The organism is Planococcus beijingensis, from assembly GCF_016820615.1.
In the GTDB taxonomy this organism is placed as follows: domain Bacteria; phylum Bacillota; class Bacilli; order Bacillales_A; family Planococcaceae; genus Planococcus; species Planococcus notacanthi.
In genome coordinates, this window is the sequence record NZ_JADHDZ010000002.1 from 169,721 (window position 1) to 184,391 (window position 14,671).

A 14,671-nucleotide genomic window follows, 5' to 3' on the forward strand; every position below is an offset into this window, starting at 1 on the left:
AGAATGGGAATTGAAGCAATTGGTTTAGGCGCAGCGATAATAGGTATCATCATTGTTTTGGCAATTTTCTTCACATTTGTGCCAATTACATTATGGATTTCAGCATTGGCAGCAGGCGTTAAAATCAGTATCTTTACACTGATCGGGATGAGATTGCGCCGTGTTATTCCATCACGGATTGTAAATCCGTTGATCAAAGCGTCAAAAGCAGGTTTGACAGTCAGCATCAACCAACTGGAAAGCCATTACTTGGCAGGCGGTAACGTTGACCGTGTAGTTAACGCATTGATTGCTGCGCATCGCGCAAACATTGAATTGCCATTTGAACGTGCAGCTGCAATTGACTTGGCAGGGCGTGACGTGTTGGAAGCTGTTCAAATGTCGGTTAACCCGAAAGTTATTGAAACACCATTTATCGCCGGTGTTGCGATGGACGGAATCGAAGTGAAAGCGAAAGCGCGTATCACGGTTCGTGCGAACATCGACCGTCTAGTCGGTGGTGCGGGTGAAGAAACGATCGTTGCCCGTGTTGGTGAAGGTATCGTATCAACACTCGGTTCAAGCACAAGCCACAAAAAAGTTCTTGAAAACCCGGACTTGATTTCTCAAACTGTTCTTTCAAAAGGCTTGGACTCAGGTACGGCCTTTGAAATCCTATCGATTGATATTGCTGACGTTGATATCGGCAAAAACATCGGCGCGGAACTGCAGACTGAACAAGCTGAAGCAGATAAGAAAATTGCCCAGGCTAAAGCTGAAGAACGCAGAGCGATGGCTGTTGCAAGTGAACAGGAAATGAAAGCGAAAGTTGTGGAAATGAGATCGAAAGTTGTCGAAGCGGAAGCGGAAGTGCCGCTTGCGATGTCCGAAGCGCTTCGTTCAGGAAATATCGGTGTTATGGATTATATCAACTATAAAAATGTTCAAGCAGATACAGGTATGCGAGAGTCCATTTCAAAAACCGGTATGGACAAATCCGACGATAAATAATCGGCGATAACCATAAGGGAGGTTTTTCGTATGGAAGCTCTCATATTTGGGCTTGTAATCATGGCGATTAGTGCTTTTTTCAATAAGAACAAAAAAGACTCGGCTGACGATGTTCCGAAACGCCCCGTCCCGACAAGATCATCCACTGGTGATGACAGGCGTTCTGGTCAAAAAACGTTTAAGCGAGTAGAAGATTATGCCAAAGAGATTTACGGGGAACTGCAGAAACAGCAAACCCAGCGACCTGAACGAACACAGCAAGTGAAAAAACAAGTGGAAGAAGCGGTAAATCGAACGCCTCTCCGGGAAGCGCGCCAGGAAGTCCAACGCCGAGTGTCGTCCCGTGAAGTGCAAGATGAAATAGAAGACCGCATCACTACCGGCGGTTTACGGTCAGTGAGAAATCAGCCATCCGTTGCACAGAAAGAAAAAGACGCAGATGACTTCCTGCCGTTGACTGATGAGGATGTCAGAAGAGGGATCATCATGGCGGAGATTTTGATGCCGCCCAAATCCAAAAGATAAAAGGTCGGCCAGTTTTTACTGGCCGACCTTTTTATGTTTCTAATAACTTTATTATGTAAACAAAAAGAGCTGGAATAAAACTTTGGTTTACACAGAAAATCGATTCAAACTCCAGCGAAATTTACGCATTCCGAGAAAACAAAATCCTATAGTTCGAATTATCTAATACAAATATTTTACAAAGGATAATCTTTAATGATAGAGTAAAAATAGCAGTAAATACTCGATTCCAAGGAGCGTCCACATGACAGAAAACAACCTACTAGAATTACATGTGAAAGACCCAAATGAAGCGGTTCAGCTGCTCGGGATATCAGATAACCACTTAACTTTAATTGAAGAAGCGTTCGACATCCATATTATTACCCGTGGTGACGTTATTAAATTATCAGGTTCCGAAGAGGGCAAGCAGACTGGGAAATTATTGATTGAACAATTATTGCGGGTGATTCGCAAAAATATCAATATCGATCAACGCGATATCGTCTCTGCCATCGAGATGGCCAAAAACGGAACGATTGAATACTTCGCGGAATTATACGACGAAGAAGTGGCACGCAATGCAAACGGCAAATCGATACGGGCGAAGACCATTGGCCAGCGGCATTACATCCATGCTGTACGCAGCAAGGACCTGGTATTTGGGATCGGACCGGCTGGGACAGGCAAGACCTATTTAGCTGTAGTGATGGCTGTCCAGGCACTGAAAAACGGCCATGTGAAAAAGATCATTTTGACACGGCCTGCTGTAGAAGCGGGAGAAAGCCTTGGTTTTCTGCCGGGCGACTTGAAAGAAAAAGTGGATCCATACCTGCGTCCGCTCTATGATTCCCTGCACGATGTACTCGGCCTTGAGCAAACCAATCGTTTTATCGAACGCGGCACCATTGAAATCGCTCCTCTGGCCTATATGAGAGGGCGGACACTGGATGAAGCTTTTGTTATTCTCGACGAAGCGCAAAATACGACTAAAGCACAAATGAAAATGTTTTTGACGCGTCTTGGTTTCGGATCGAAAATGATCATTACCGGAGACAAAACTCAAATCGATTTGCCGCGTGGAGCGGAATCCGGATTGATTGCGGCAGAAACAATTTTGAAAGGAGTCCGCAACATCCACTTCCAGTACCTTGAAAGCGGGGATGTTGTCCGCCATCCATTGGTAGCCAAAATAATTGAAGCTTATGAAAATCAGCCAAGCTGACTGATGTGGAATAAAGGCGCACGGGATGAAAATCCTGTGTGCTTTTTTATGTGATAGCTGCAGACTCGGATAGCTCTGTTCAATCTGTTGTCATAAGGATAGAGATAATTTCAAATTTTTAGAAATACACGGTGAAATCTATTTCTTAAGTTGTTATGATGGAAGTAGAAAAGCGGGGTGGAGGCATGCGTCAACGGGCACAGAAAATCTTTGATAAATTAGGCTACCGAAAAATAATGGTGGTGGCCATTTTATTGACCGGGCTAATCCTATATGCCGCTTTAGTGGAATCGGTTCAGGGCAATACATACGACATCAACCTTTTTCAATTGTCATCGGAAACGATTCGCTCAGAAAAAACAGTGGAAGATCCGATTAAAACAGAATTGGAAAAACAGCGTTTGGCAGAAGAAGTTGCGCCAAGCTATCAGTTTATAGATGAAATTGCCGCCAATCAGGTGGCGTTGATCGAATCGCTGTTCGGCTATATCCTGGACGCAAAAGCTGCGCCTGAAAATGAAAAAGAGGAACGTTTTCCGGATGCCATGGTCTCTCAGTTGAGAGAAGACCTTCGGCTGATGGAGACCAGTGAAAATGGCTTGCGTTTGACGGATGATATGCTCCGGTCTTTATTGGCGTTGCCGGATGATAGCTTGTTGACCGTGCAACAGCAATTGGAAGCATTAATGGAAACCTATTTGAGTGAACCTGTTCGGACAGAAGAAGTGGCGAGGATTCGCACGGAAATCGAGCAGGACATCCGGCGCAATGAGCAATTTCCGGATAACGTTGTCCAAGCAGCGGTTACCATCGGCCGTTTCGGGATAATACCGAACGAACTGGTCAATGAAGAGTTGACGGCCAGCCAAGTGGAACAGATCCGCAATAGTGTCGAGCCCACTCGTATTCTGCAGGGGCAGGTGTTGGTCCAGGAAGGCCAGGTTGTCGACCGGGAAGTGTACCGGCAGCTGGAGCTTGCTGGAATGACGGAGGAGCAATTGGATTATAAGCCGCTTTTGGGGCTATTTATTTTCGTGCTGGTCGCCATGGGCCTTCTATTAGCCGTCATGTCTCGTTCAAAAACCGAGAGTGAACGGAAGAAAACCACTGAATTGCTGGTGGTGACTGCAGTCATCGGCATCTCTTTGGCCCTTATGAAATTATTGTATGCGGTCGGCGGCAATTTTGATTTTGTCATCGCATTTATCTTCCCTACCGCGCTGGCGGGAATGATTGTCCGTCTGCTGGCCGGCGAACGGGCTGCTGTCTATGTCACCATTTTAATCAGTGCAGCAGCAGGCATCATGCTCCAGAGCAGCTATTCGGCTTCCCTGCAAATTGATGTCGCGCTTTATATCCTGTTTGGTGGATTGACAGCCATTTATTTGATTGAACAAGATGGAGGGCGTGGGCGTCTGCTGCAGATTAGCTTGGCAGTCGCATTGGTCAATATGCTGTTTGTCGCCATTTATCTGTTGATCGGCCAAACGCAGTATAGTTGGTCGGAGATCGGCTTTTATTTTACAGCTGCCCTTGTTTCGGGGTTGCTTTCCGGTGCTTTGGCGATTGGTTTGCTGCCGTTCTTCGAGTCAGCCTTCGGCCTATTGTCGACTATGCGCCTGATTGAGCTGTCCAATCCGAATCATCCCTTATTGAAAAAAATCCTGATGGAAACCCCTGGTACATACCATCACAGCTTGATGGTCGCCAATCTGGCGGATGCTTCCTGTGAAGCGATCGGAGCGAACGGCCTGCTTGCCAGAGTCGGCTGTTATTACCACGATATCGGCAAAACCAAACAGCCTCAATTCTTCATTGAAAACCAAGTGAACATTGAAAATCCGCATGACCGGCTGCCGCCAGAGAAAAGCCGTGATATCATTCTCGCACATGGCTTCCAAGGGGCGCAGATGCTTAAGGAACATAAAATGCCTCAGGAAATCGTGGATGTGGCAGCACAGCACCATGGCACAAGTTTGTTGAAGTTTTTCTATTATAAAGCGAAGGAAAACAACCCGGATCTTGAAGAAGCGTCTTTCCGCTACCGGGGGCCGAAGCCGCAAACCAAGGAAATTGCCATCATTTGCATTGCAGACAGCCTGGAAGCTGCTGTCCGGTCGATGAAGGAACCAACATCAGAAAAGATAAAAAAATTGGTGGATGCGATAGTTGAGGATAAACTGAAAGATGGGCAATTCGAGGAATGTGATATATCCTTGAAAGAGCTGAAGACAGTAAAAGCGGTGATGTGTGAAACCTTGAACGGCATTTTCCACTCACGCATCGAATATCCGAAAGAAACCAATTGACAGGAGGAACTGCTATGATTGCAATCGATTTTATGGACGAGACGGAAAGCCTGAACCAGCAGGAACTGGAGTTTGTGCAAAAAATACTGGAGCACGCAGCGAAAGAAGAAGGTTTGGGGGACAGCGAAGTATCGGTGACGTTTGTCACCAATGAAATGATCCGCGACATCAACCGTGAATACCGGGGGAAAGACCAGCCGACAGATGTCATCTCATTTGCCATGGAGGAGTTGGGTGAAGGGGAAACAGCCATCATCGGTTCACCTGAGCCCCGCATGCTGGGCGATATCATTATTTCGCTGGACCGTACAAAAGAACAGGCGGCAGATTACGGCCATTCATTTGAACGGGAGCTGGGCTTTCTGGCTATCCATGGCTTTCTGCACCTGTTGGGATACGACCATATGACAGAGGAAGACGAAAAGAAAATGTTTTCCCGTCAAGAGGAAATTCTGGTATCACTCGGCATAACACGTGATTAAGATGAAAGCGCGCAGATTTTTCCGCTCTTTCCTGTTTGCGGCTGAAGGCATTCGGACGGCCTTGCAGCATGAACAAAACATCCGTTTTCATTTTCTGGCGGCCGTTGCGGTAGTGGCTGCAGGGCTGGCGACGGGTCTGTCTCTTCTGGAATGGCTGGTGGTCATTGTGCTGATCGGGGGCATGCTGGCCTTGGAGATGTTCAACTCAGCTATTGAACGTGTAGTGGACCTTGCGACATCTGAGCTTCATCCGCTTGCCAAGCAGGCCAAGGACATGGCGGCAGGTGCCGTTTTGGTATTTGCGGTGGCAAGTGCTATAATTGGATTACTAATATTTCTACCCAAATGGTTTTAAATTCGCAGAGGTGATAAACATGGAAAAAGAACAATTGATGAAGCAAGCGATAGAAGCACGTGGAACAGCGTATGTGCCTTATTCGAAATTTCCTGTCGGGGCCGCTTTGCTGGCAGCTGACGGGACAGTATACACCGGCTGCAATATCGAAAATGCCGGCTACTCTTTAACAAACTGCGCAGAGCGCACAGCCGTGTTTAAAGCGGTGTCTGAAGGCAACAAAACATTTACGGCACTTGCGGTGTCCGCTGACACTCCGGGCCCTGTATCGCCTTGTGGAGCGTGCAGACAGGTGTTAGCCGAGTTCTGCCCACCGGATATGCCGGTATACTTAACAAATTTAAAAGGTGACGTCCAGGAAACGACAATCAGTGAATTGCTTCCCGGCGCATTCTCAACGGAGGATTTAAAATATGCAGCAAGAGAATAACGGTTTCAAATCAGGGTTCATTTCAATCATCGGTCGCCCGAATGTCGGCAAATCGACATTCCTTAACCGCGTAGTGGGCCAGAAAATTGCCATTATGAGTGACAAGCCCCAAACAACACGCAATAAAGTGCAGGGAGTCGTAACCACCAATGAAAGCCAAATGATTTTCATTGATACACCCGGAATCAACGAACCACGCCATAAATTGGGTGATTTTATGCTGAAAGTGGCTAAAAACACATTCCGTGAAGTGGATGTGCTGTTATTTGTAGCAAGCGCTGTCGACCGTGTCGGAAAAGAAGATCGTTACGTGCTTGATATGTTGAAAGGCATCGACGTGCCTGTATTTTTGGTCATCAATAAAATCGACCAGGTACACCCGGACAATTTGCCGAAGATCATCGAATCTTACCGCAATGAATTTGATTTTGCAGAAGCGATTCCAATTTCAGCGCTGGAAGGCAATAACGTGGAGAACTTATTGGCGAAAATCAGCGAGCGGCTTCCGGAAGGCCCACAATACTACCCGGCAGACCAAATCACAGACCACCCGGAACGCTTTATCATTTCCGAATTGATCCGTGAAAAGGCCCTGCATTTGACGCGTGAAGAAATTCCGCATTCCATTGCTGTAGTGATCGAAAAGATCGCACCGGATTCTGAGAATAAAGACATGATCCGAGTTCAGGCGACGATTATGGTTGAACGCGATTCCCAAAAAGGGATTGTCATCGGCAAAAAAGGTGCGCTTCTGAAACAGATCGGAACACGCGCCCGCCAGGATATCGAAAACCTGCTGGGATCGAAAGTGTATTTGGAACTATGGGTCAAAGTGCAAAAGGATTGGCGCAATAAAGCGATGCATTTACGCGATTTCGGCTTTAGAGAAGACGAATACTAAGGAGTCGTTCCCATGCAAAGTCAAGTAGAGGGAATTGTCATTCGTACGATGCCTTACGGCGAAACGAATAAAATCGTCACTTTGTTTACTAAAGAAGCGGGGAAAATCACCTGCATGGCGAGAGGTGCGAAAAAACCGGCGAGCCGGTTGGCTGCAATTACCCAGGTTTTTACTCATGGCACATTTTCCATCTACAAAGGAAGAGGCATGGGTACGCTGCAGGCGGGAGATCCGTTGGAATCGCTGCGGCATATACGGGAAGACATCATGTCGACGGCATATGCGAGCTATGTGACTGAACTGATTGACCGGCTGACGGAACAGGACGAGCCGCAACCTGTCATTTTTGGCATGCTGTATCAGGCGCTTCACGCCATCGATGAAGGCTATGATCCAGAAGCCATCACGTTGTTTGTGGAATGGAAGATGCTGCAGCAGGCCGGCTTAACGCCGACGCTGCATCAATGTGCAAACTGCGGGGCAACGGAAGGGGAATTCGCATTTTCATTTCAGGAATTGGGCTTTCTTTGCCATCGCTGCTTCCACATCGACCGCTACATCATCCGTTTGAGCCCGGCTTTGGTGAAATTGATCCGTACCTTCTATTTTGTGCCGATTGAACGGGTGGGCTCCTTGACCTTAAAAAAAGAATCCAAGAGCCTGCTCAAACAAATCGTTCGCACCATTTACGAGGAAAAGGCGGGAATCCGCTTAAAGTCCAGGAAGTTTCTCGAGCAGTTGGAGCGGACGCCTGAATTTTTACCGAAAAAAGAAGAGTTGCCAAAAGACGAATAGTCTTTTGGCAACTCTTTTTGTTTTGCTTTTAGTTGAAAAGAAATAGAAAAATTTTTCCAGGTGAACGAAACAGCATATTTTGCCCTTCTTTACCTATCGCTCTTTCTATTCAAAGTCATGAAGGTTATCAGATTAAATTTTTTTCCGATAGCTAATGATTTAATGGATAATCCAATTTTTTTTAATGATATGGAGCAAAACAACGGAGACTCCCGCGGGATAGTTCAGCGCAAGCCCGTAGGAAAGCGGAGTTGTTTTGCGGAATATCATGTTGAAAGATTAGAACTGAATATGCTTCTCGACATAAGCCTGTACTTCAGCGATCGGCATGCGTGTTTGTTCCATGGAATCGCGGTGGCGCACTGTTACTTGGCCGTCTTCGACAGAGTCAAAATCGTAAGTGATGCAGAACGGCGTACCGATTTCATCCTGGCGGCGGTAGCGTTTGCCGATGGATTGCGATTCGTCGTAATCGACCATAAAGTGCTTAGCCAAATCAGCGAATACGCCAGTTGCGCCTTCTGCCAATTTTTTCGATAACGGCAGGACAGCAGCTTTATAAGGAGCCAATGCCGGGTGGAAGCGCAATACAGTGCGTTTGTCGTCATTTTCAAGCTCTTCTTCAGTGAAAGCGTCCACCAGGAATGCTAGTGTAACACGGTCTGCACCAAGAGAAGGCTCGATGCAATAAGGAACGAAGCGCTCATTTGTTGCGGCATCGATGTAATTGAAATCTTCACCTGAATGTTCCATATGGCGCTTCAAGTCAAAGTCGGTACGGTCTGCGATGCCCCAAAGCTCGCCCCAGCCGAATGGGAATTTGTATTCGATATCCACAGTGGCATTCGAGTAATGGGAAAGCTCGTCCTGGTCATGCTCGCGCAGACGCATATTTTCTTCGGTCAAGTTCAAATCCAAAAGCCATTTTTTGCAGAAATCGCGCCAGTAAGCGTACCATTCCAAATCTTCGCCAGGCTTGCAGAAGAATTCAAGTTCCATCTGTTCAAACTCGCGTGTACGGAACGTAAAGTTGCCGGGTGTGATTTCGTTGCGGAAACTCTTGCCGATCTGCGCAATTCCGAAAGGCATTTTTTTGCGCATCGAGCGCTGGACGTTCTTGTAGTTGACGAAAATCCCTTGTGCGGTTTCCGGGCGCAGGAAGATTTCGTTTGTTGAAGCTTCAGTAACACCTTGGAACGTTTTGAACATCAAGTTGAACTGGCGGATTTCCGTGAAATCTTGTTTGCCGCATGTCGGGCATTTCACTTCGTGTTCCTGGATCAGTTCGGCCATGCGGTCAAAAGACAAACCGTCGACGATCAATTCGATGCCTTTGGCGTCCAATGCGTCTTCGATCAATTTATCTGCGCGGTGGCGGGTTTTACAGCTTTTGCAATCGATCATCGGGTCGTTGAAGTTGCCGACGTGCCCTGAAGCTACCCAAGTTTTCGGGTTCATCAGGATGGCTGCGTCCAATCCTACGTTATACGGGGACTCCTGGACGAACTTTTTCCACCAAGCTTTTTTGATGTTGTTTTTCAATTCAACACCAAGTGGGCCGTAATCCCATGTGTTCGCCAATCCTCCATAAATTTCAGAGCCCGGGAATACAAATCCTCTGTGTTTTGCTAATGCTACTACTTCTTCCATTGACATAAAATAACCTCCATAAAATAAAAAATCGCACCCATCCTCGGACATCTTCATGTCCGAGGACGAGTACGTTAAGACCCGCGGTTCCACCTCGATTGACTGCAAACTGCAGTCCGCTTAAAATAAAAAATAGCTCTGGATCGCCTTTTCCTGTAGTTGCAGGCTTTCACTTTCCCTGCTCGCTTTTTGTTACAGTACTTATTTATCCGTCATTGCCTGTGTTCAATTCTTTCATATTGTACCATGGCGAAGTTTTCTTCGCAATATCACGTTAATTAGTATATAATAATTGATATTGAGTATAACATATATATATTTTGAGGCGGTGAGTCCAATCGAACTCAATAAACGGCAAGAGGAAATATTGCAAATCGTAAAAGGCAATGGTCCGATTACTGGCGAACAGATAGCGGATCGCTTAAACTTAACAAGATCAACGCTACGACCTGATTTAGCCATCCTGACAATGGCAGGCTTCTTAGATGCCCGTCCGCGTGTTGGCTATTTTTATTCGGGCAAAAAACCGGGCCAGGATGTCACGGATACGATGAACAACATGAAGGTCAAGGATTTTCAATCGATTCCGGTTGTTGTCCGGGAAGACGTCAGTGTTTACGACGCCATCAGCCAGATGTTTCTTGATGACGTGGGTACGCTTTTTGTCGTGGACAAACAATCCTACCTGACGGGTGTATTGTCGAGAAAAGATTTGCTGCGTGCAAGCCTCGGCAGCCAGAACCTGACAAGCATTCCTGTACATATCATTATGACACGCATGCCGAACATTACCTATTGCGCGAAGAACGAATCTTTGATCCAGGCAGCACATCGCTTAATCAATCAGCAAATTGATGCATTGCCTGTGGTTGAAGAACAGCCGGATGGCTTTAAAGTCGTCGGCAGATTGACAAAAACGAATATTACTCGTGCGTTTTTATCGTTATCGGAAAACCACGATCTGTGAGGTGCCAACTATGAATTCACTCCGCATGTTCATTGTCTCCGATTCGGTTGGAGAGACAGGGGAGCTGGTCGCAAAAGCTGCTATAAGCCAATACCTTAATAGTGATCAAAATGCCGTACTGAAACGTTTTCCTTATATTGATTCCATCGAACATCTTCAAGAAATCATCAAATTAGCCGTCGCCCAAAAGGCTTTTATTGTCTATACATTGGTTTCTCAGGAACTGCGCAACTACATGGAAACTGAAACAGCCAAATTTTCGGTGACAGCTGTCGATCTGATGGGGCCTTTATTGGATGCATTGGAAAAAGAGCTGGATGCACCGCCTCTGCAGGAAGCGGGCCTCGTCCGGAAATTGGATGATGATTATTTTAAAAAAGTTGAAGCGATTGAATTTGCGGTCAAGTACGACGATGGACGGGATCCGCGCGGCATTTTGATGGCCGACATAGTCCTTGTTGGAATTTCAAGAACTTCGAAGACGCCATTATCACAATACCTGGCACATAAACGTCTGAAAGTTGCAAACGTGCCGTTGGTACCCGAAGTCGACCCGCCTGAAGAGTTGTACCACGTGGATCCGAAAAAATGCTTCGGATTGGTCATCTCGCCGGACAAACTCAATAGCATCCGCAAAGAGCGGTTAATCGCACTGGGTTTGAATGATGATGCCAATTACGCGAAATTGGACCGGATCCATGAAGAAATCGTCCATTTCCACAATGTGGTGGATCGCATCGGCTGTGAAATTCTTGATGTTACCAATCGGGCGGTTGAAGAAACGGCTAACCTGATTTTAAGTAAACTTCAAAAATGATTTCAGGAAAACCACCTGCACAGGCGGTTTTTCTTTCTTTTGTGTGGATTTTTTAATAAAAACGTTTTATAATGAAGAATTGTGGCTAAAGCTTACTAATGGATAGTATAGTTAGCTTTATCTTTTTGTCGAAAAATGAAGGATTTTGTCTTTGCATCACGAATTAAATAAGTTAAGCAAACAAAGATGGTGAAAATAATGTCCAGTCGAGTTCCAGAAGAAGTGATTGAAAAAATCCGTTCCAGCACAGATATTGTGGATATCGTCGGTGAGTACGTACAACTAACCAAAAGAGGCCGCAATTGGTTCGGCCTTTGTCCTTTCCATGGAGAAAGCACACCATCTTTTTCTGTCACCGCCGATAAACAGATCTTTCATTGTTTTGGTTGTGGAGCCGGTGGTAACGTCATCACGTTTCTCATGGATATTGAAAATCTAACGTTTCAGGATGCCTTGTCAAGACTTGGAAGCAGGGCAGGCATCGAGGTCGATATACAGGCTCCAGCCGATTCCGGTCCGGTGCAGTCAAAAAGCGATCACCAATTGATTTTGATGCACGAGTTTGCTGCGGACATGTACCACCATATCCTTCTCAATACAGAAGAAGGCCAAGCGGCATTGGATTATTTGGAAGACAGGGGCTTTACGCGGGAAATCATCGAGAAGAACAGAATCGGCTGGTCGCTTCCTGAATGGAATTACATGGCATCTGCACTCAAGCGGAAGGGTTTCAGCGAAGAAGAATTGGAAGCGAGCGGTTTAGCGATCGCCCGCGAGCAGTCCAGTGGCTATTTCGATCGTTTTCGCGGCCGGATCATGTTTCCAATCATGAATGAAAGCGGCAAAGTCATCGCCTTTTCAGGCAGGGTTCTTGAGCATACGAAGCAGGATGCCAAATACATGAACAGCCCGGAATCTCCGATATTCCAAAAAAGCCAAGTACTGTATAACGTCCATCATGCAAGAGGCGCGATACGCAAAAACCGAAAAATCATTTTGTTTGAAGGGTTTATGGATGTCATTGCAGCGGGTAAAGCAGGGGTTGATAATACTTTAGCGACCATGGGTACATCGCTCACTTCCCAGCACATCCGGCAGATGAAACGTTTTGCCCAGGAAGTCGTCATTTGCTTTGACGGCGATGATGCGGGTTGGGAAGCTGCTAAGCGAGCTGCCATCGCACTCAACGAAGATAATTTCAAAGTGGAAGTGGCAGTCCTGCCAGGCAAGATGGACCCCGATGATTTTGTTCGTGAAAACGGTGCAGAAGCCTTTAAGGAACAGATCATCGGAAAGCCGCATGCATTTATTGCCTTTGCCATGATGCACGCCCGCAGGCATAAGAATTTTCAATACGAAAATGACCTGTTGCAATATATACAAGAAGTGCTGCAATTATTAGCCGGTAGATCCTCGCCTTTAGAGCGGGATTTATATATAAAGCAATTATCAGAGGAAACCGGATTATCACAAGAAGCGATCCTACAGCATTACCGCAAATTGGAGAACAAGACCATCGAACGGAACCGCCCCGAAACACCGGCAGTGAAGACGGTCAAAAAAGAACCGAAACGTGTCACTTCATTGCACCGGGCGGAACGGATGCTCTTATCACATGCCTTGGCAGATCCGGCAGTCATGGATAAATTGGCGCTCGAAGACAACGGCATACCATTTGTCAGTGAAGAATTCCAGGCGCTGTACGTTCAATTGCTCGGTTTCTACGAGGAATGGGATAAAGCGGATTTCCATAAATTCCTTGAGACGCTGCAAGATGCAGAGCTCCGCAAACTGGTTATGGAAACGGCATTATCCGAACGCGATCCGGAACACGCGGATGAAGAAATTTCCGATTGTTTAAAGCATCTGCAAAAACATCGGGTCGAGCAGCAAATCAATCTAAAAATCCAGCAATCAAAAGAAGCGGAAAAACAGCATGACATAAAGCGCGCTTTGCTTCTTGCACAAGAAGTGATTGCTTTACGGAAATCATTGTAAGTTAATTCCGGTTTTTTTAAAGGAGGAAGTCACATGGCTGAGAAATCTGAACGCCAAACTGAAGTTGAAGCAAGCAATGTACCATTGACTACTGAAGGTCCGGAAGCAACTGTTGAAGAAGCGAAAAAACAGCTGATTGAAACAGGTAAAAAAACCGGAGAACTCAATTACGAGCAAATTGCCGACAAATTAGCGGTTTTCGAAATGGAATCCGATGCAGTAGAAGAGTTTATCGACCAATTGGAAGGGCACGGCATCGAATTGGAACGCAAATCAGATGACGAAGAGCATTTGGACCGTCTGATGAAGCCGACCGAAGATAAATTCGACTTGAATGATTTGAGTGTTCCGCCTGGCGTTAAAATCAATGACCCGGTCCGCATGTACTTGAAAGAAATCGGGCGTGTGGATTTGCTGAAAGCAGAAGAAGAAGTCCGTCTGGCGAAATTGATTGAGCAAGGCGACGAAGAAGCGAAGAAACGCTTGGCTGAAGCCAACCTGCGTTTGGTTGTCAGCATTGCGAAACGCTATGTCGGCCGCGGCATGCTGTTCCTGGATCTAATTCAGGAAGGAAACATGGGCTTGATCAAAGCTGTTGAAAAGTTTGATTACTCGAAAGGGTTTAAATTCAGTACGTATGCCACTTGGTGGATTCGCCAAGCCATCACGCGCGCCATTGCCGACCAGGCACGGACAATTCGTATCCCGGTTCATATGGTTGAAACCATCAATAAACTGATCCGCGTGCAACGCCAACTGCTTCAGGATCTTGGGCGCGAGCCTTCACCGGAAGAAATCGGTGAGGAAATGGATTTGCTGCCTGAAAAAGTGCGTGAAATCCTTAAAATTGCACAAGAACCGGTTTCATTGGAAACACCGATCGGTGAAGAAGATGATTCGCATTTGGGTGACTTTATCGAAGATTCAGATGCACAGTCGCCATCTGACCATGCGGCTTATGAATTGTTGAAAGAGCAATTGGAAGATGTCTTGGATACGCTGACAGACCGTGAAGAAAATGTCTTGCGTCTTCGCTTTGGCTTGGACGATGGCCGTACACGGACACTTGAAGAAGTGGGCAAGGTATTTGGAGTGACGCGTGAGCGGATTCGCCAAATCGAAGCAAAAGCTCTTCGCAAGTTGCGCCATCCTTCCCGCAGCAAACGACTGAAAGATTTTCTTGAATAGGAATAATTGCTTGAGCCGCTTCCGTTTTTCCCGGAAAGCGGCTTTTTTATGATGAAGTCT

14 protein-coding genes are annotated in these 14,671 nt (G+C 46.3%); 13 read left to right on the forward strand and 1 reads right to left on the reverse strand.

Features of this window, described 5'->3' with window-relative positions:
* Nucleotides 1–3: 3 nt before the first annotated feature.
* The 9 genes from floA to recO all read left to right on the forward strand — a co-directional run bounded on the left by floA (nt 4) and on the right by recO (nt 7,991).
* On the forward strand, nt 4–990 hold the full coding sequence (gene floA, locus IRE19_RS07035; protein WP_191715899.1) for a flotillin-like protein FloA: 987 nt from the start codon (nt 4–6) through the stop codon (nt 988–990).
* 30 nt (nt 991–1,020) lie between these two features.
* Nucleotides 1,021–1,515, forward strand: a complete 495-nt coding sequence (locus IRE19_RS07040) for a YqfB family membrane protein (protein WP_203339819.1) — start codon at nt 1,021–1,023, stop codon at nt 1,513–1,515.
* Between the two features lie 244 nt (nt 1,516–1,759).
* Nucleotides 1,760–2,719 carry a PhoH family protein gene (locus tag IRE19_RS07045; protein WP_191715897.1) on the forward strand — a complete coding sequence of 320 codons (960 nt, stop codon included), beginning with the start codon at nt 1,760–1,762 and terminating at the stop codon, nt 2,717–2,719.
* Nucleotides 2,720–2,904: 185 nt separating this feature from the next.
* Nucleotides 2,905–5,028 carry an HD family phosphohydrolase gene (locus IRE19_RS07050; protein ID WP_203339820.1) on the forward strand — a complete coding sequence of 708 codons (2,124 nt, stop codon included), beginning with the start codon at nt 2,905–2,907 and terminating at the stop codon, nt 5,026–5,028.
* A gap of 14 nt (nt 5,029–5,042) precedes the next feature.
* A complete protein-coding gene (gene ybeY, locus IRE19_RS07055; RefSeq protein WP_203339821.1) occupies nt 5,043–5,510 on the forward strand; it encodes an rRNA maturation RNase YbeY in 468 nt (155 codons plus the stop codon).
* Between the two features lies 1 nt (nt 5,511).
* A complete protein-coding gene (locus IRE19_RS07060; RefSeq protein WP_203339822.1) occupies nt 5,512–5,865 on the forward strand; it encodes a diacylglycerol kinase family protein in 354 nt (117 codons plus the stop codon).
* A gap of 19 nt (nt 5,866–5,884) precedes the next feature.
* Nucleotides 5,885–6,295 carry a cytidine deaminase gene (locus tag IRE19_RS07065; protein ID WP_191715893.1) on the forward strand — a complete coding sequence of 137 codons (411 nt, stop codon included), beginning with the start codon at nt 5,885–5,887 and terminating at the stop codon, nt 6,293–6,295.
* The gene (gene era / locus IRE19_RS07070; protein WP_191715892.1) at nt 6,279–7,196 is read left to right on the forward strand and encodes a GTPase Era; all 918 of its coding nucleotides are present in this window, start codon (nt 6,279–6,281) and stop codon (nt 7,194–7,196) included. Before IRE19_RS07065 ends, era begins: the two co-directional genes overlap by 17 nt.
* Nucleotides 7,197–7,208: 12 nt before the next feature.
* Nucleotides 7,209–7,991: a DNA repair protein RecO gene (gene recO, locus IRE19_RS07075; protein WP_203339823.1), complete on the forward strand. Its 783-nt coding sequence runs from the start codon at nt 7,209–7,211 to the stop codon at nt 7,989–7,991.
* Between the two features lie 279 nt (nt 7,992–8,270).
* Here recO and IRE19_RS07080 read toward each other — a convergent pair whose 3' ends face one another.
* A complete protein-coding gene (locus IRE19_RS07080) occupies nt 8,271–9,647 on the reverse strand; it encodes a glycine--tRNA ligase (RefSeq protein ID WP_191715890.1) in 1,377 nt (458 codons plus the stop codon).
* Nucleotides 9,648–9,969: 322 nt separating this feature from the next.
* Here IRE19_RS07080 and ccpN point away from each other — a divergent pair, with 322 nt between their 5' ends.
* The 4 genes from ccpN to rpoD all read left to right on the forward strand — a co-directional run bounded on the left by ccpN (nt 9,970) and on the right by rpoD (nt 14,611).
* Nucleotides 9,970–10,608 carry a transcriptional regulator CcpN gene (gene ccpN, locus IRE19_RS07085; protein ID WP_191715889.1) on the forward strand — a complete coding sequence of 213 codons (639 nt, stop codon included), beginning with the start codon at nt 9,970–9,972 and terminating at the stop codon, nt 10,606–10,608.
* 10 nt (nt 10,609–10,618) lie between these two features.
* Nucleotides 10,619–11,425, forward strand: a complete 807-nt coding sequence (locus tag IRE19_RS07090; RefSeq protein WP_203339824.1) for a pyruvate, water dikinase regulatory protein — start codon at nt 10,619–10,621, stop codon at nt 11,423–11,425.
* A gap of 198 nt (nt 11,426–11,623) precedes the next feature.
* The gene (dnaG, locus tag IRE19_RS07095; protein ID WP_203339825.1) at nt 11,624–13,423 is read left to right on the forward strand and encodes a DNA primase; all 1,800 of its coding nucleotides are present in this window, start codon (nt 11,624–11,626) and stop codon (nt 13,421–13,423) included.
* Between the two features lie 33 nt (nt 13,424–13,456).
* Nucleotides 13,457–14,611 carry an RNA polymerase sigma factor RpoD gene (gene rpoD, locus IRE19_RS07100; RefSeq protein WP_142827801.1) on the forward strand — a complete coding sequence of 385 codons (1,155 nt, stop codon included), beginning with the start codon at nt 13,457–13,459 and terminating at the stop codon, nt 14,609–14,611.
* The last annotated feature ends 60 nt before the right edge of the window (nt 14,612–14,671 follow it).